The sequence below is a fragment of the Streptomyces sirii genome (genome assembly GCF_045690365.1).
In the GTDB taxonomy this organism is placed as follows: Bacteria; Actinomycetota; Actinomycetes; order Streptomycetales; family Streptomycetaceae; genus Streptomyces; species Streptomyces sirii.
In genome coordinates this window covers 3,576,380-3,593,442 of record NZ_CP147982.1, presented here as the reverse complement: position 1 = coordinate 3,593,442, position 17,063 = coordinate 3,576,380, and the positions used below count along the sequence as shown (strand labels likewise).

Annotated in this window: 15 protein-coding genes; 9 read left to right on the top strand and 6 right to left on the bottom strand. The window is 71.3% G+C overall.

The genetic code is table 11. The features are described from left to right. The first annotated feature begins 32 nt into the window (after positions 1-32). Complete coding sequence (locus tag WAB15_RS16095; RefSeq protein WP_399147008.1) at positions 33-797, top strand: ABC transporter permease; 765 nt, start codon at positions 33-35, stop codon at positions 795-797. Positions 798-834: 37 nt separating this feature from the next. Beyond that, a complete protein-coding gene (locus tag WAB15_RS16090; RefSeq protein WP_399146920.1) occupies positions 835-1,818 on the top strand; it encodes an ATP-binding cassette domain-containing protein in 984 nt (327 codons plus the stop codon). A 403-nt stretch (positions 1,819-2,221) separates the two neighbouring features. On the opposite strand, the gene WAB15_RS16085 is transcribed toward WAB15_RS16090, so the two are convergent. Continuing rightward, complete coding sequence (locus WAB15_RS16085; protein ID WP_399146919.1) at positions 2,222-3,532, bottom strand: SGNH/GDSL hydrolase family protein; 1,311 nt, start codon at positions 3,530-3,532, stop codon at positions 2,222-2,224. Between the two features lie 284 nt (positions 3,533-3,816). Here WAB15_RS16085 and WAB15_RS16080 point away from each other — a divergent pair, with 284 nt between their 5' ends. Genes WAB15_RS16080 through WAB15_RS16065 form a run of 4 tightly spaced genes read left to right on the top strand, consistent with a single transcriptional unit; the run spans position 3,817 to position 7,810 of the window. Then, the gene (locus tag WAB15_RS16080) at positions 3,817-5,169 is read left to right on the top strand and encodes a DUF445 domain-containing protein (RefSeq protein WP_407286689.1); all 1,353 of its coding nucleotides are present in this window, start codon (positions 3,817-3,819) and stop codon (positions 5,167-5,169) included. Between the two features lie 60 nt (positions 5,170-5,229). Beyond that, complete coding sequence (locus WAB15_RS16075; RefSeq protein WP_407286688.1) at positions 5,230-6,009, top strand: class E sortase; 780 nt, start codon at positions 5,230-5,232, stop codon at positions 6,007-6,009. 35 nt (positions 6,010-6,044) lie between these two features. Continuing rightward, a complete protein-coding gene (locus WAB15_RS16070; protein ID WP_407286687.1) occupies positions 6,045-6,290 on the top strand; it encodes a DUF3311 domain-containing protein in 246 nt (81 codons plus the stop codon). Then, entirely contained in the window at positions 6,287-7,810 is a 1,524-nt protein-coding gene (locus WAB15_RS16065) for a sodium:solute symporter (protein ID WP_407286686.1), read from the top strand. Before WAB15_RS16070 ends, WAB15_RS16065 begins: the two co-directional genes overlap by 4 nt. On the opposite strand, the gene WAB15_RS16060 is transcribed toward WAB15_RS16065, so the two are convergent. The 3 genes from WAB15_RS16060 to WAB15_RS16050 all read right to left on the bottom strand — a co-directional run bounded on the left by WAB15_RS16060 (position 7,791) and on the right by WAB15_RS16050 (position 11,064). Next, positions 7,791-8,753, bottom strand: a complete 963-nt coding sequence (locus WAB15_RS16060) for an SCO0930 family lipoprotein (protein ID WP_407286685.1) — start codon at positions 8,751-8,753, stop codon at positions 7,791-7,793. The genes WAB15_RS16065 and WAB15_RS16060 overlap by 20 nt on opposite strands. Positions 8,754-8,917: 164 nt before the next feature. Next, positions 8,918-10,456: an NADH-ubiquinone oxidoreductase-F iron-sulfur binding region domain-containing protein gene (locus WAB15_RS16055; protein WP_399146913.1), complete on the bottom strand. Its 1,539-nt coding sequence runs from the start codon at positions 10,454-10,456 to the stop codon at positions 8,918-8,920. Then, positions 10,453-11,064 carry a hypothetical protein gene (locus WAB15_RS16050; RefSeq protein WP_407286684.1) on the bottom strand — a complete coding sequence of 204 codons (612 nt, stop codon included), beginning with the start codon at positions 11,062-11,064 and terminating at the stop codon, positions 10,453-10,455. Before WAB15_RS16050 ends, WAB15_RS16055 begins: the two co-directional genes overlap by 4 nt. 756 nt (positions 11,065-11,820) lie before the next feature. On the opposite strand from WAB15_RS16050, the gene WAB15_RS16045 reads away from it, so the two are divergent. Then, a complete protein-coding gene (locus WAB15_RS16045) occupies positions 11,821-12,621 on the top strand; it encodes a PucR family transcriptional regulator (RefSeq protein ID WP_399146911.1) in 801 nt (266 codons plus the stop codon). Between the two features lie 209 nt (positions 12,622-12,830). Here the strand turns inward: WAB15_RS16045 and WAB15_RS16040 are convergent, their stop codons facing one another. Both WAB15_RS16040 and WAB15_RS16035 read right to left on the bottom strand, forming a co-directional pair. Beyond that, entirely contained in the window at positions 12,831-13,958 is a 1,128-nt protein-coding gene (locus tag WAB15_RS16040; RefSeq protein ID WP_407286683.1) for a methyltransferase domain-containing protein, read from the bottom strand. Positions 13,959-14,381: 423 nt separating this feature from the next. Further along, the gene (locus WAB15_RS16035) at positions 14,382-14,579 is read right to left on the bottom strand and encodes a hypothetical protein (RefSeq protein ID WP_407286682.1); all 198 of its coding nucleotides are present in this window, start codon (positions 14,577-14,579) and stop codon (positions 14,382-14,384) included. A 635-nt stretch (positions 14,580-15,214) separates the two neighbouring features. Between WAB15_RS16035 and WAB15_RS16030 the strand changes: the two genes are divergently transcribed. Both WAB15_RS16030 and WAB15_RS16025 read left to right on the top strand, forming a co-directional pair. Next, entirely contained in the window at positions 15,215-16,495 is a 1,281-nt protein-coding gene (locus tag WAB15_RS16030) for an XRE family transcriptional regulator (protein ID WP_407286681.1), read from the top strand. Continuing rightward, entirely contained in the window at positions 16,492-17,025 is a 534-nt protein-coding gene (locus tag WAB15_RS16025; RefSeq protein ID WP_407286680.1) for a GNAT family N-acetyltransferase, read from the top strand. Before WAB15_RS16030 ends, WAB15_RS16025 begins: the two co-directional genes overlap by 4 nt. Positions 17,026-17,063 lie beyond the last annotated feature (38 nt).

Genomic DNA, 17,063 nt, shown 5'->3' with positions numbered 1-17,063 from the left:
AGGGGCTCTTCGCGTACGGGCTGATCGTGCGGATGTGGGTGCGCTCGACGCTCGCCTACCGGGCGTCGTTCGTGATGATGACGGTCGGCAACTTCGCGGCCTGCGCCCTGGACTTCGTCGCGATCACGCTGATGTTCTCGCAGATCGACGCCCTCGGTGGCTTCTCGCTGCCCGAGGTTGCGTTCCTGTACGGCACGTCCGGTGCCGCGCTGGGCCTGGCGGATCTGCTGCTGGGCAGCATGGACCGGCTGGGACGGCGGGTGCGCGACGGCACCCTCGACACCCTGCTGCTGCGCCCCGCACCGGTCTTCGCGCAGGTCGCCGCGGACCGCTTCGCGCTGCGCCGGCTGGGCCGGATCACCCAGGCGCTGCTGGTGCTCGGCTGGTCGCTGACCCGCCTGGAGGTGGACTGGACGGCGGGCCGGGTGCTGATGGTGCCGCTGATGATCGGCTGCGGTACGGCCATCTTCGGGGCGGTGTTCACCACCGGCGCCGCCTTCCAGTTCTGGGCTCAGGACGCCGCCGAGGTGCAGAACTCCTTCACCTATGGCGGCAACGCGCTGCTGCAGTACCCGCCGACCGTGTTCGCCCGGGACCTGGTGCGCGGGGTGACCTTCCTGGTCCCGCTGGCCTTTGTGAACTGGCTGCCGGCGCTGCGGCTGCTGGGCCGCGAGGACCCGCTGGGGCTGCCCGGCTGGGTGGACTTCCTGGGGCCGGCGGTCGCGGCGCTGATGTGCGCGGGGGCCGCGCTGGCCTGGCGGCGCGGGCTGCGCGCGTACCGCAGCACCGGCAGCTGACACACCATCGAAGAGCGGATACGGAAGGAGTCGTGGGGTGAGCGGTGACGGGGCCGCGGCGGAGCCGCTGATCGTGGTGGACGGCGTCGAGAAGGCCTTCACGGTGCGGCGCAAGGCGGGCCGGCTGCGCCGGGTCCGCCAGGAGGTGCGGGCCGTGGACGGCATCACCTTCCAGGTGCCGCGCGGCGAGATGGTCGGCTACATCGGGCCGAACGGCGCGGGGAAGTCCACCACGATCAAGATGCTGACGGGCATTCTGGTGCCCAGCGGCGGCCGGCTGCGGGTCGCCGGCATCGACCCGGCACGCGAACGGACCCGGCTCGCCCACCGGATGGGGGTGGTCTTCGGCCAGCGCACCACGCTGTGGTGGGACCTGCCGCTGAAGGACTCCTACGAGCTGGTGCGCCGGATGTACCGGGTCCCCGACGCGGCCTACCGCGCCAACCTCGACCGCTGCGTGGAACTGCTGGACCTCGCCCCGCTGCTGGACGTACCCGTACGCCAGCTCTCCCTGGGGCAGCGGATGCGCGGCGATATCGCGGCGGCGCTGCTGCACGACCCCGAGGTGCTCTATCTGGACGAGCCGACCATCGGCCTCGACGTCATCAGCAAGGCGAAGGTCCGGCAGTTCCTCCGCGAGGTGAACGCCGAGCGCGGCACCACGGTCCTGCTGACCACCCACGACCTGACCGACATCGAGCAGCTGTGCCGCCGGGTGATGGTCATCGACCACGGTCACCTGGTCTACGACGGCGGCCTCGACGGGCTGCGGGCGGCCGCCGACGGCGAGCGGACGCTGATGGTCGACCTGGAGCGGGAACTGCCGCCCATCGAGGGCGTCCCGGGCGCCCGCACGGTCCGGGTCGAGGGCCCCCGCCAGTGGCTGGCGTTCGGCGCCGCGCAGAGCGCGGCCCCACTGGTCGCCGCGATCGCCGAGCGCTATCCGTTGGTGGACCTGTCGGTCCGCGAACCGGACATCGAGGCGGTTATCGCCTCGATGTATGTGAAGCGGGTGCGGTAGCGGTTTGCCTCCCACGTTGTTGTCTGCGGCGCCGTGGTGGTTTGTCGCCGTTGCTCCCCCACTGCCTAAAGGGCGTGGGAGGTACCCCCTGCGGCGGGCGGGGTCCGCTGCGCGGGGCTTTCGGGTGGCGGTGACGGGCCTGCGGGGCAGGGGGAGAGACGTGAGTGGGGGACTGGACCACTCGGGCGCGCTCCCACCGGCCTTTCCTCCTCCCACTCACGGGAGGGGGCGGGTCTGCGGGGTTGGGTGTCCGGACGTAAAGCGCAGCAGTCCGGACACCCAACCCCGCAGGCCCGTCACCGGCAGCCGAACAGCCCCGCGCAGCGGCAACAGCCCGCCGCAGGCGCAACGGCGACAAACCAGCACGGCGGGACAGCCGAAAACGTGGCAAGCGAACCGAGCGCTACAGGGAGGCGGGAGCCGACTGTCGCAAGAAGTCCAGGTCGAGCGCGTTGGCCATCGCGCGGTAGCCCTCGTCGCTGGGGTGCAGGTGGTCGCCCGAGTCGTAGACGGGGCGGAGGCGGACCGGGGAGGCGGGATCGCGCAGCGCCTTGTCGAAGTCGACGACCTCGTCGTAGACCGCGCCGGCGCGGATGACGCGGTTGACCTGCTCGCGGACGGAGTTCAGCTGGGTGGAGTAACCGCGGTGCCCACCGAACGGCGTAAGCGTCGAGCCGGTGACGCGCAGGCCGCGGGCGTGCGCCTCGCGGACGATCTGCCGCATGCCCGCGACGATCTTGTGCGGGTCGAGCTGGCGAGGGGTCTTGAAGAGGTCGTTGAGGCCGATCTCGACGACCACGGCCTTCACGCCGGTACGGGACAGGGCGTCGCGGTCCAGGCGGGAGAGCACGCTGGGCCCGTTGTTCGGGGAGAACCTGCTGCCGTTGACCAGCAGGCGGTTGCCGCTGATGCCCTGGTTGAGGACGCCGTAGCGGGGCGCGCCGGGTTCGGTGCGCAGCCGGGCGGCGAGGAAGTCCGTCCAGCGGTGGTTGGCGCCGGCCGTGGAGGTGATGCCGTCGGTGATGGAGTCGCCGATCGCGACGACCGTGCCCGTCGCCTCGGTGCTCCAGACGTCCACGCCGGTCAGATAGCGCCAGTACGGGCTCTGCTCGGTGTAGGCGGCGCCGGTGGCGTCCTCGGTGCGGTCGCCGCGCGCCAGGTAGGAGGTCTGCCGGGCGTAGGGGTGGTAGGTGGCGGGACCCGAGGGGGAGGGCGAGTACGTGGTGACCAGGAGGTCGGCGTCGGCGGGCACCTTCAGCCGGGCGGGGTCGCTGGTGACCGCGCCGCCCGCCGGAATGGTCACCGCGGGCTTGCCGCCGAAGGACAGCCGGCGCATGGTGCCGTCCGCGGCGGTGGGGTTGCTGGGGGCCGCGGCCAGCGCCACCGAGGCGTGGCTGACCACCAGCGGGCGGGTGCCGAAGAGGTTGGAGAGCTGGATGCGGGCGCCGGACCCGCCGACGCTGGTGTGGACGACATTCCGTATCGACATGCCCGCATAGCCGTCCAGCGTGCCGGGCTCGGCCGCGGCCGCGGCCGCCGACCAGGTGCCGACCCACTGCCCGGAGACCGCGGGTGCCGCGGGGTCGCGGGGCTTGTGCGAGGAGGCGCGCGGCTCGTCGTCCTCGCCGCCGAAGCCGACGAATATCGCCGTCGAGATCAGCACCACCAACGCCGCCAGACCGGCGAGCAGCGCGTAACCCACACTTTTCTTCATGCGGGAGTGGTCTCCTGAGGAAAGCGGAGCGGCAGGCTCCGGGCGGGCAAGGGCAGCGGATGATCAGCGGCACCGTTGCGGTCCGATCGGTCCCTCATGATCCCACGGACCCCTGGGAGGGCGCCCGGCGGGCCGCTCGATGTCGCCTTGGCATGGACGTGGGGAACTCGTGGTTCGTTCCGGGAGTAGGTCACAGTGGGACATACGGCCGGATCGGCGGCCGGACGCGCGGCGCGCGAGGAGCCGTACGGAGGGCGGGGGGCACGGTGGGAGCGGTGGAACGGATGGAAAGCACAGCAGCGGACAATGCGCCGAACGGGTCAACGGCCCCTCCGTCGGGTGCCGCCCCGGGCGGCCGGGCGGTGCCCGGCGGCGGATTCGCCTTCGGGGCGGCCGACGAGGAGCGGCGGCGCGGCGTACGCAGGATGAAGACGCTGGCCACCGGCCTGCTGCTGGCCGTCGCCCTGGTCTACGTCCTGGCGAAGGCGGCCCAGAACGCGGGGGCGGGCGGCTGGACGGGGTTCGTCGCGGCGGCCGCGGAGGCCGGGATGGTCGGTGCGCTGGCCGACTGGTTCGCGGTCACCGCGCTGTTCAAACGGCCGATGGGGCTGCCGATCCCGCATACCGCGATCATTCCGACGAAGAAGGACCAACTGGGTCGGAGCCTGGGTGATTTCGTCGGGGAGAACTTCCTGTCCGGCGACGTCGTACGGCTCCGACTGCGCTCCGTCGGCATCGGCCGGCGGCTCGGCGGCTGGCTCGCCGAGCCGAAGAACGCCGACCGGGTCACCGCCGAGGTGTCCACCGCGCTGCGCGGCGCGCTGACCGTGCTGCGCGACTCCGATGTGCAGGCGGTGGTCGGTGAGGCGATCACCCGGCGCGCCGACGCCCAGGAGATCGCCCCCGGTATCGGCACGATGCTGGAGAAGGTCGTCGCCGAGGGCGGCCACAAGCGGGTGGTGGACCTGGTTGTCGCCCGAGCCCACGACTGGCTGGTCGAGCACGGCGACTCCGTCATGTCGGCGGTCTCCGGCGGCGCTCCCGGATGGACGCCGCGGTTCGTCGACCGCAAGGTGGGCGACCGGGTCTACAAGGAGCTGCTGCGCTTCGTCACCGAGATGCGGGACATGCCCGAGCATCCGGCCCGCGGCGCGATCGACCGCTTCCTGCGGGACTTCGCGGGCGATCTGCAGTCCGACCCGGACACCCGAGCCCGGGTCGAGCGGCTGAAGTCGGAGGTGCTGGGCCGCGGCGAGGTGCAGGACCTGATCGCCTCGGCCTGGGGCTCGGTCCGCGCGATGATCGTGGCCGCCGCCGAGGACGAGCGCAGCGAACTGCGGCTGCGGGTGCGGGCGGCGCTGTTGTCCCTGGGGCGGCGGCTGTCCGACGAGGAGCGGTTGCAGGGCAAGGTGGACCGCTGGCTGGAGGGCGCGGCCGTCTATGTGGTGACGACGTATCAGGGCGAGATCACCGCGCTGATCACCGACACCGTCGCGGGCTGGGACGCCGAGCACACCTCGAAGAAGATCGAGGCGCACATCGGCCGCGACCTGCAGTTCATCCGGATCAACGGCACGGTCGTCGGCGCGCTGGCCGGCCTCGCCATCTACACCGTCTCCCAGGCGCTCGGCGGCTGACCCCAAGGCGGGGGCGCGCCGTCTCTGGCGGCCTGCGGCCCGAGGGCCTACCGTGCCCGCGTGCGGGAGCGGATACCGGTGGTCGTACAGGGGCGGCGGACCCGTCGCCCCCGCGCCGTGCGGGCGCTGTGGACGGGCGCGGAGCTGGCCGTGACGCTCGGCGTCGTCACTCTGCTGCTCGTCGCCCATCAGCTGTGGTGGACCAACCGCCAGGCCCGGCACGCGGCGCGGGACCAGGTGGCGCGGCTGGAGCGGCAGTGGCAGACCCGGCCGCCGGCCTCGGCCGTGACCCCGGCGCCCGACGGCGACCGGGCGCGGGCACCGCGGTCCGGCGCGCGCACCCCGCCGCCCGGTGCGCTCCACCGCCGCACCGCCGACCGGCCCCCGCCGGACCTGGCCTACGCCGTCCTGCGCATCCCGCGGATCGGCCTCACCGCACCGGTCGCCGAGGGCACCGGCAAGGCCGCGGTCCTCAACCGGGGCCATGTCGGCCACTATCCGCACAGCGCGCAGCCGGGCGAGGCCGGGAACGTCGCGCTGGCCGGGCACCGCAACACGCACGGTGAGCCGTTCCGCCACCTCGACCGGCTGCGGCCGGGCGACACCGTCGTCCTCGACACCGCCGAGGCCCGCTACACCTACGCCGTACGGCGCATCCTGCCGCGGACCACGCCCGGCGACGGCACGGTGCTGGCCGCCGTCCCCCGCAGCGGTGTGCACCCCGCCTACCGCTTCACCGCGCCCGGCGCCTATCTGACCCTGACGACCTGCACGCCCGACTACAGCTCCGCCTACCGGCTGGTGGTCTGGGGCGTGTTGCGGTCGACACGGTCGCGGTGAGCGCCGCTATGGGACAGCCCTTAGGCTCTGCTCACGTGCGAAACGAGTCCTCCGGTGGGCGAACCCCGGGCTCCCGAAAGCGCCCGGCGCTGCTGTGGCTGCTGCTGCCCTATGTGCTGTTCCTGGCGGTGCTGCCGCTGGTGAACCGAGTGACACCGACCGTGATGGGTCTGCCGTTCCTGATCTTCTGGATGCTGCTGGCGACGCTCGCCACGCCGCTGTCGGTGTGGCTGGCGCGGCGCGGCGACCTCCGGCGGGGCCTGGGCGAGGAGGGCTCGTGAACTCCGCGGTCGCCACCGCCGTGTTCGGCGGCTTCATGGTGCTCACCGTGGTCCTGGGGCTGCTCGCGGTGCGCGGGAGGGGCGCCGGCGGCGGCCTGACCGAGTGGTCGGTGGGCGGCCGCAGCCTGGGCACCGTCTTCATCTGGGTGCTGATGGCCGGCGAGAGCTATACGAGCTTCAGCTACCTCGGCGCGGCCGGCTGGGGCTACAACTTCGGCGCCCCCGTGCTCTTCGTGCTGGCCTACATGTCCTGCGGCTACGCGCTCGGGTACGTCGTCGGGCCGATGCTGTGGGCCTACGCCCGCCGGCACGGCCTGGTCGGCATCACCGACATCGTCGCGCACCGCTACGGCCGGCCCTGGCTCGGCGCCGCCGTCGCCCTGCTCGCCACGGTCTGCCTGCTGCCCTACATCCAGCTCCAGATCACCGGCATGGGCGTGGTCGTCTCCACGATCTCCTACGGCGCGATCAGCCTCGACTGGGCCTACTTCCTCGGCTTCGCGGTCACCACCGGCTTCGTCGTGGTCAGCGGGCTGCGCGGCAGCGCCTGGGTCTCGGTGCTCAAGGACGTCCTCGTCATCGGCACCCTGGGCTTCCTCGTCGTCTACGTGCCGCTGCACTACTTCGACGGCTACGGGCCCTTTCTCGACCGGATCGTCGCCGAGAAGCCGCAGTGGCTGACCTTCCCCGGCCATGCCTCGGGCGGACTGGGGCAGCTGTGGTTCGCCACCACCACCCTCGTCAACTCCCTGACGGTGGTGATCTTCCCGACGACCGTGGCGGGCTATCTGGGCGCCCGCAACGCCGAGGCGCTGCGCCGCAACGCCATGTACCTCCCCTTCTACAACGTGCTGCTGTTCGTGCCGATGCTGCTGGGCATGGCGGCGCTGTTCGTGGTGCCGGGGCTGACCGGGGCGGACTCGAATCTGGCGCTGTTCAGGTTGGTGGTGGACTCCCTTCCGGCCTGGGCCGTGGGCCTGATCGGGGCGGCCGCCGCCCTCTCCTCCATCGTGCCGATGGCCGTGTTCATGCTGGTCATCGGCACGATGTGGGGGAGGAGCGTGCTGGGGGCGATGCCCCGGCTGGCGGCCCGTCAGAAGCTGTGGTCCCAGCTGGTGGTGGTGGCGGCCGGCGCGGTGGCGCTGCTGCTGACCTACACCGCCCCCGACACCCTCGTCCGGCTGTCGCTGATCTCGTACGAGGGCATGGCGCAGCTCGTGCCGATGCTGCTGCTGGGGCTGGTGTGGCGGCGGCTGACGCTGCACGCCGCGGTGAGCGGCCTGGTGGCGGGCTTCGCTCTGGTCTGTGTCCTGGTCTTCGGGGGACACGACCCGGTGTGGGGGATGAACGCCGGGATCGTCGGGCTCGCCGTGAACACGGCGGTGGCGCTGGCGGTCACCTGGCTGGGGCCGCGCGAGCGCGACGAGCGGCCGGACGCCGAAGTGCTGGCGCTGGACGACGAGTTCCCTCAAGGCGGTGGCACGGTGCGCCACGCCCCGGTCAGTTCGCCGGCGTCGTGATCTTCTTGCCGTCCTTGGAGACCGCGAACCACAGGCCCATCTTGCCCTGGCCGGTGATGTCGCCGGGCTGCTTGTCGCCGGTGAACCAGTAGACCGGCCAGCAGTCCACGGCCAGCTGCTTGATGCCGTCGGGGCGGGTGACGGTGGAGATCAGCTTGGGGGCGATCCCGGTGAGCTTGGAGCGGTCGGCGGGCTTGGCGGGCTTCCAGGTGTCCAGGCAGGCGTCGTTGCAGGCGAACTTCATCGGCCAGGCGCTGTCCTTGTTGAAGCGGTAGAGGGTCCGGCCCTTGCCGTCGACGAGGATCTCGCCGAGCTCGGGCTGGTTGAGCACCGAGACGTCGGCGGGCGGCTGGACGCCGGCCTTCTTGCCGTCGGCGGCCAGCGCGTTCCAGGTGCCGCCGACGCCGTGGCCCTTGGTGTCGCCGGCCTTGGTGTCCTTGACGTAGCGGTAGGCGGGCCAGCCGCCGATGGTCAGCTGCTTGACGCCGTCGGCGCGGGTGACCGAGCCCAGCGCGCTCTTGGCGATGCCGGCGGGGGCCGTGGCGCCGTCGGCGGGGACCGGCGGCCAGGTGGTGGCGCAGGAGCCCGAGCAGTTGGACTTGGCGGGATCGGGGGTGTCCTTGTCGAAGCGGTAGAGCGTCATGCCCTTGGCGTCGGTGACGACCGGGCCGAGCTTGGCGTCCTGGTGCAGCGCCAGCGTCCCGGCGCTCGGCCCGGCCTTCGTCTCCTTGCCGCTGTCGCCGCCGGCCTGGCCGCCGTAGCCGTCGTCGCCCTGGCCGGAGCCGGAGGAGCCGTAGCCGTAGTCGCTGGTGCCCTGGCCGGCCGGCTGGACGGTGTCGGTGGTGGGCGTGCCGGCGCTCTGGTTGCTGCTGCCGCAGGCGGCGGTGAGCGCCAGGGTGGCGACCGCGGCGGCCGCGAGTCCCGCACGACGTCGAGTGATCATGGTGTCTCCTCTGCCGGTTGCTGATGGTGTCGATTTGCTGGGCGGGTCGCCGAAGCCTGTTCGCCGGCGGGTGCCGTCGCCCGGGAAGTACGCGGTGCGGGGTGCCCGGTGTTCAACCGGTGCCGAGTTTTTTGCCGGTCCGCCGAAAAACCCTGCGGGACCCGTCAGTTGCCGCCCTGCACCCGCAGCGCCAGGGCGGGGCAGCGGCGCACCGCGAGCTGCGCGCGGCGCCGCATCCGGGCCGGCAGCGGCATGCTGGCCCGCTCCGGGTAGCCGTCCGGTCCGAGCTTGACGACACCGGGCACCACATCGGCGCACAGGCCGTGGCCGCGGCACAGCGTCCAGTCGACCAGCAGCCGCTCCTGCGGCGGGGCGGCCGTGGGCGCCGGCGCGGGCGTGGTGGGCGATGGCGGCTGGTGCCCGGTGACCGGCAGCGCCCCGGTCACCGGGCGGCCGCACCCGAACCCCTGCGCATGGCACTCGAACTCCTCGGGGAAGGCGGCGAGGGCCGAGGCGACGAAGCGCGCGGTTCCGTCCGGGTGGCTGCAGGCGCCGCGCTTCTCCACGGCCCGCATCCGGGCCCGCACGGCGTCCAGGGCGCCCGCGCCGCCGCCCCGTACGGCGCGGGCGAGTTCGTCGGCGAGGGCGGGCAGGCCCAGCACGCAGGGGCCGCACTGGCCGGCCGACTCGGCGGCCATCCACTGCGCGACCCGTACGGTCTCGCCCGCCGGGCAGGTGTCGTACGGGATCGGCAGCACCGCGCCGGCGCCGAGCACCGCGCCGTAGGCGGTCAGCGCCTCCCGGGAGAGGGTCGCGGTCTGGGCGTCCTCCGGGGAGATGAACGTGCCGTGGTAGCCGCCGAGCAGGACGCCCAGCCCCGGGTCGGACCCGCAGAGCGCCAGGACCCGGTTGAGCTGCACCCCGTAGGGGACCTCCACGACCATGCTGCCGCCGACCGTCAGCAGCAGCGTGCCGGGCTCCGTGGGCAGCCCCGCGTTGCGGTAGCCGAGCGCGCCGAGCCGGGCGGCCACGGCGAGTTGGGCGTAGGTCTCGGTGTTCGACAGCAGGGTCGGCACACCGTTCAGACCGCGCTCGCTGGAGCGGACCTTGCGGCCCGAGGGCAGACCGGGGCCGCCGCCCAGCCCGTTGGTCATCGCGGTGCCCTCGCCCGTGACGAACCGCTCGGTCAGCAGGGTGACCCTTAAGGCCGGCCGGACCGGACCGCGTTCGTCGATCGCCTGCCGCACCGACCGCTCGACGTCCCTGCGGGTCACCCCGATGGCGATCTCCTGCGCGCCCAGCGCCTCTGCGGCCAGCAGGGCGCCGTCGAGCATCAGATGGGGCGCGTGCAGCAGCAGCGCGGTGTCCTTGAGGCAACTGGGCTCGCCCTCGCTGCCGTTGACGACCACGGCGCCCTTGCCGTCGGCGCGCCGCATCCCGTCCATCACGGCGGTCAGCTTGCGGGCGAAGGGGAAGCCCGCGCCGCCGCGGCCGCGCAGATCGGTGTCCTCGGCCAGCGCCACCAGCTCCTGGGCGGTGAGCTTGGGCAGGCTGCCGTGCCGGGCCAGATGTGCCACCCGGTCCATGCGCGGGGTCTCGTCGAGCCCGGCCAGCAGCCGCGGCGGGCCGAAGGACGCCAGCGTCGGAACGGGTTCGGGTCCGGTCAGCGCCGGCAGTAGTTGGGTGGGGGCGGGGGCGGTCATGAAAGTTCTCCTGAGTTCCTGCGGGAATCACGCAGCCGCAGCGCCAGCCGTACGGCGACCGCGGCCAGGCATATGGCGTATCCGGCGACGGCCCATCCGGCCGCCGCACGGCCCGACTTCAGGCCGTGCACCAGGGCCAGGCCCCAGGCGAGATACGCGCTCATGTGCAGCGCCCGCCACCAGCGGGACGCGGTGATGCCGGTGAACGCGCCGCGCACCGCGCCGGTCACCGCGACGGCGACGAACACATACGCGGCGAGCGTGCCCAGCCCGATGAGCACCGGCCGCGCCCCGTCGGTGAAGGGCACCGCGACGGAGGTCGTGCCGACGTGCCCTTCGGCGACCTTCACCCAGATGTGCAGGCCCAGGAAGCCCAGTCCGGCGACGCCGGTGCCGCGGTGCACGGCCTGGGCGAGCAGCCGGTGCCCGGAGTGCAGCACCATGCGGTCGGTGGCGGCCAGCCCCCACAGCACGGTGACGGACAGCGAGACCAGGGCGAGCACGCCGGCGCCGAAGTCCAGGAACTGCATCAGGGTGTCCATCGCGCCGGAGTGCAGGGTGACGGCGATGAAGAGCAGCAGCGCGGCCGGAAGGGCGGGGCGCAGCACGGTGGTTGAGGCGAAGCCGCCGGACGAACGGCCCGGCGGCCCGGGTTCCTTCGGCGGGCGCCGGGGGCGGGGCACGGTCGGCGAGGGGCGGGCCCGGTGTGCTGCGCGGCGGCCCTGGCGACTCTGGCGACTCTGCAAACGCGGTGCGGACATCGGACCTCCCGGTGTCGGAGCACGGGTGCGGGATGCGAATTTCGTTGAAATTTCCCTGCGGTGGTATTTGCCCGACGGCTTTTGTGCGGGTGACCCCCGGTAACACTAAACATTCCGTAACCGGGTGGATACGCAGGGCGTTATCTTGCCGTGATCCGGCTGTGATCCGGATGCGGAAAAGCATCTCCGAGCGCGTTCAGGCTTTCGTAAGGTTTATCGCGCTGTGACAAATTCCTGCACCGGCGTCGCGGGCGCACGGCGTCACTCCGGATGATGCCGAGTCAGGCGCACGGGGGCGCCCGCCCACTGAACTGAACAAGCCGCATCCCCGCCAGGATCGAGGTAGCGATGTGTGATCTGCTGAACCGCATCTGGTCGCGTCCCCGAGGCGAGTGGACCCGGGTAGTCAGAAATGAACTCCCGGACCTCGCCGAGAAGGTGGTCGCGGAGTTGCAACGCGGATTTCCCGCATTGGCCGCACTTCTCGGAGATACCCCCATAGAAGAGGCCGAATGGGCCCTGGAACAGGCCCTGCTGACAGTACTGGGTTACCAGAAAGAGTCGGAAAGTAAACGTCCGGCCGTATCATCCGTAGTCACCCCGATGCCCGTCGCACGGGCCCGCCAGGATCTGTTCGACGTCCTCGCCGGCCAACGCGAGCTGCCGGACGACGGGTTGCACGAACTGGCCCGGGCGGCCGGCTGGCCGGTCCCCGACACCCTCCAGGCGGTCGTGCTGGCCACCCCCGCGGAGGCGCCCCAACTCGCCGCGGCGCTGGGGCACGCACTGATCGGCACCGTCGAGGGCTACACCTGCCTCTTCGTCCCGGACCCGGCCACCCAGACCAGGCCCCGCCTGGAGGCGGCCCTCAAGGGCCGCGCCGCGGCCGTCGGCCACGTCGTACCGGCCACCGACACCGCCTCGTCCCTCCGCTGGGCCCGGTACCTGCTCACCCTGGCCCCCGGCCGGGTCGGCCCGGAGACCCGCCCCGCCTTCGTGGACGACCATCTCTCGGCGCTGCTGCTCCTGCAGGACGAGTCCCTGGCCGACGCCCTCACCTCGCGCTGGCTCGGCCCCCTGGAGGAGTTGACCCCGCGTCAGAGCGAACGTCTCGAAGTGACCCTGCTGGCCTGGCTGGAGGGCGGTGGTGCGCCCGAGGCCGCCAAGCTCCTGCACGTCCACCCGCAGACGGTCCGCTACCGCCTGCGCCAGATCGAAAAGCTCTTCGGCCCGGTCCTGCGCGACCCGCGCACCCGCTTCGAACTCGAAATGGCGCTCCGCAGCCGCCGGCTGATGGCCCATGTCCGCTCCTACCGCGCCCGCGCCGGGCGCCGGGCCCGCACCGTCGCCTCCTCCATCCGACCACTCGGCGTGGCCCGGGAGGCCCGGGTGAACGGGCTATGAGGAAACGGGGGGTGTCCTCACGGTGCTGTTCGTGAGAGGGCCTACGGCCCGTGGGCGTCATTGCCTCTTGGGGCATGGCGCCCACCCCCACCCCCACCCCGGCGCCGTGCCGGGGACGAGGTGGGGGCCGCGTCGCACCACCGCACCGCGGGAAATGCCAAGGCCCCGCTCGGTCGGCCGAAGCGGGGCCCGTTGGTGCTGGTGCGCGACTAGAGCGGTCTGGTCCGCGACAGTGGAGGATGCTCGACCGGCACCACGACGTCGGTGGATCTCCGGACCCAAACGCGTTCACTGATCTTGGTGACCGTCAGCCCCATGTCACTGTCGACCGGGCGATCCAACGTGTCCCACTCGCGCCAGCGCGCCTCCACATCGCCCCACATATTGCGGTGCCCGAACTCGGTGACCGATCCGTCGGCGTCCGCGATCGCACCCGACCCTTGACCGTCATGCACCCACACGCGCAGGTCTGCGCCTTCCCTCCCTTCAGTGAGCGTGACCCCTGGAAGACGGGCCCCCGCGTACAGCGCGAATCCGGGCGTGAGCATCTCCTGTGGCAAGACCTCACCGGCCCGCGAACGTGGCAAGGAGGTGTCCGGGGTGACGCGGGTAGTGCCGCGATGCGAACGCATCGGCATGAAAGTGGCGGTTCCCGCGAACGAGCCCGACGCTGTGCCGTCATCGCCGACAGTGAGACGGACCAGGGCGCCGCACCAGAAGTCGCTCATCCGGGGCGCCACCAGTACCCCACCCGGCCGGAGTTGCTCGATCAGTTCGTAGGGGATGTGCCGCAGGGCGCAGGTCACCACGATCCGGTCGTACGGTGCACCGGCCCGCCATCCGTGTTCTCCGTCGGTGACGACCAGATTCGGCCGGTACCCAGCGGCCGACAAGAACCTCTCCGCTTGCGCTGTCAGAGACGCGTCGATCTCCACGCTCGTGACGTTCTGATCGCCCAGGCGCGCCGAGAGAAGTGCGGCGACGTAGCCGGTGGCGGTGCCGATCTCCAGAACCTGGTGCCCGTCACGCACGTCGAGCATGTGCAGTATCTTCGCCACCATCGACGGCATGGAGTTGGAGGCGGTCGCGACACCGGGACCGTTCTCAGCTCCGTCATCGACCTGTGTGACGACAGGTTCGTCGGAACACGCGAAGGCGGTTCTCTCCTCGGCGGTGGTGATCGGGCGGCACCGGTCGCGGTCCTGCCGCCATACCTTCTCCGGCAGATACGCCTCGCGTGGGGTGTGCTCCCACACCGCACGCCACTCGGGGGCCAACAGGCCGTGCTCGTCCAAAGACTGGACGAGCACGGCGTGCCCCTGTTGGGGATCGGTCATCGGCTCATGCCACCTTGGGACGGTCGCCGTCGGGGCTCGGCGTCGGCGGCGTCCACGGCTTGTCCTCCGGCTCACCGCCGTGTTTGCCGCCGTCGGACATGTGCAGGGTGTTCATGATCTCCTCCGTCTGGTCGAGATATCAGCGGAACTGCCTGCCGAAGCAGGTATGGCGGATGGTGCTGCCGACCGCAGTTCTCAAGGCGAACAGCGGTGGTCGGCTTCCCGCAGTGCCGCGGGACCGCGGCGCGGTGGGAGTCTCAGGTGCGCGGGCGGGGGATCACGGTGGCCCTGATCCCCATTCCCCGAACGCGCCATCAGCTGGTCAAGGAGGCGATGTTTTGTGGGTCCGGCGGGAGCTTGAAGGCGCACGGCCAGGGGGAGCCCAGGGCCCTTCAGGGCCAGTCGCGCGGCGCATGACCCCACTCACCAGAAGTCACCAGCCGCGATCCGCTCCTCGCGCGTCCGCTTCACAGGCAACGCGTCGGAGTCCGGTGCCGGCCACTCACTGACTGCTGATCTCCGTAGGTAGGGACGGCCTTCGCGGATGTCGGTGACGATCGCCAGCCGCCCTGGTGCGTACTCGACCTCGTCACCGACCTTGGGAAGCTTGCCGGAACTCACCGGGCGGCCTCCGCCCCGGTGGGAATGTGGAGCGCTTGCGCGCATTCCCCGCACACGTGCTGTCCACCAGGGCCGGTGATCTTCTCCCGGACCAGGCTGTAGACGTGGTGACAGCGTGGGCACGCGTTACCTGTGATCTCGTCGACCGTCCACGCCTTCGGGGCCGCAACGGCGTCCCACCCAGGGGTCACGACGCGCCTCCCGGGTTGAGGTAGGAGGCCCACTCGCCGGAGTCCCAGCCGAGAGGGTCGCCGTGCCGGCGACGGAAGGCGCGGGCTGCGGGAGGTAATGGTTTCGGGTGGGGCAAGGTGGCGTGTGCCGACCGGGGGTGCCGTGTGGCATCCATGAGTTGGCCACGAGGGGTGGTCGGTGCAGTCGGCGGCATCTTGATCAGTCCTCCGGGTCGCTGCTGGCACAGGCGTCGGTGAGGCGTCACCGGCGGGTCCGCGAAGCCGTCGCAACGCCGGGGAATGCCTCACGGATCCCGAACGCGCCGCAGGCGGCTCATGACCAGCTAACGCGATGCCAGGGCAGTCTGATGAGGGCGATCAGGCGGCCTTCGCATCGAATTCCCTAGGGCGATTTGACCTTTCGCTTACCTGACGGTGCGTGGGGTCCGGCGCTACTGTGCGTAGATGGACACCACGCGAAATACGGTCCTCGAAGCGTGGATGGACGAGCACGGCCACAGCTCCAATTCGCTGGCCGAGGCGGTGAATGCCGCAGTCGGTGACCTCACCGGAAGGGTCGGGGGACTGGATGGCTCATCGGTTCGCGACTGGAAGGCGGGTCGCGTGCGGTGGCCGAAGTCGGCGACCCGGGCAGCGCTGGAGAAGATCACCGGGCTGCCTGCCACGGCCTTAGGGTTCGTGCCTCGGGGCCGGGCCTCGTCTCGCCCCGCACCACCGCAGGAGGACCCCGTGAATCGCCGCCGTTTCGTTACAGCCGGGACAGCCGTCGCTGCCGTCACCGCCACGTCCGCGTTCGCCTCTCCCCGCCGCATCGGCACGACCGATGTCGAGCGACTGCAGCACCGGTTTGCCGAGATCATCGCAAGTGACCATCGTCACGGCGGCCAGCTCGGCATTGAACACAAGGCCGCCGCTCTCGCCGATGAAGCCCTGGCTCTCCAGAACTCCGGGAGCGCGAGTCAGCGAGTCCGCGCCCACTTATACGGGTGCGCGGCGGCCTTCCGGTCCTCGGCGATGTGGGCGGCGATCGACGGCCGGCGCTACCACGACGCGATCGGCCACATGTGTGAAGCCCAGGCACTCGCCGAGCTGGCAGCTGACCCCGCGATCAAATTCCGCATCTGGTCGCATGCCGGAACGCTGTACCGGCACATGGGGCGTCCCACCGAAGCCATCGCCGCGAACGATGTCGCCCGCAACCTGTCCCTCACCCGCCGCGACCCCATGTTCGCCTCCCTCGGGCTGGCCAGACAGGCAGCCATCCATGGCGTGGCCCACAGGGCTACGGCCACTCGGCGCAGTTTCGACCAGGCCCAGGAAGCGATGAACCGCGCTGATCCTGCCGCCTACCGGCCGGTGTGGATGACCTCGTTCTATGACCAGGCGGAGCTGGATTCGCTCGCGCTCTGCGCGCACCTCGCGCTCGGTGATTTCGAGACGGCCGAAGCGCACGCGCATCGGTGTCTGGCAGCTCTTCGCCCCCACATGCAGCGGTCGAAGGCGATTGCCACAACTCGGCTTGCGAGCGCTCAACTCGGGCAAGGCGATCTGGAACCAGCCGCTGTCACCGCTATGTCGGTCCCGGTCAAGGCCGCTGCCCATCACCCTCGCGTCGCTCAGATGCTCCGAGACTTCGACACCCAGATCCGTACCGTCGCGCCGAACAGCCCGGCCACTCGCACGTGGCGCCAGTACGCCCGCGCCACCTGGAAGGAAACGCTATGACGTCCGTGATCGAGCTACGCACATTCCCCACACTTGAATCGGCTCGGCAGGACCTCCTGGACGTGTACGCCGATGTTCGCGCGGACCTCCTGCACCTTCCGAACTATGCGGTCGCCACCTTCGCCGAGCGTCTCGACCGTCACTCCGAGGAGGCCGGATGGGTAGCGATTCTCGGCTATGACCAGGGCGAACCCGTCGGCTACGCCTATGCCAACACCATCGACGCTGAAGACCGGTGGTGGAGGCGTGTAAGTCCTGCCCCGGCAGCCGAATACACCGACCGGAACGCCGTGGCCCTCAAAGAGATCGGCGTTCGCGCTCCGTGGCGCGGCACCGGAACGGCCCGTCGCATCCATGACGCCCTCCTCGTCGGGCGAGATGAGCCGTACGTCACCCTGATGGTCAACCCGCTTGCCGGAGAGGGAAAGGTGCACCGGCTGTATGAGGCCTGGGGCTACAGGGACATCGGCAACAGCCGGCCGTCAGCCGCCTCACCGGTCCTGACCGCGATGGTCCGGGCCGTTCGCTGATTCCTCGGCAACCTGATCCAAGGTGACACCACCCCACA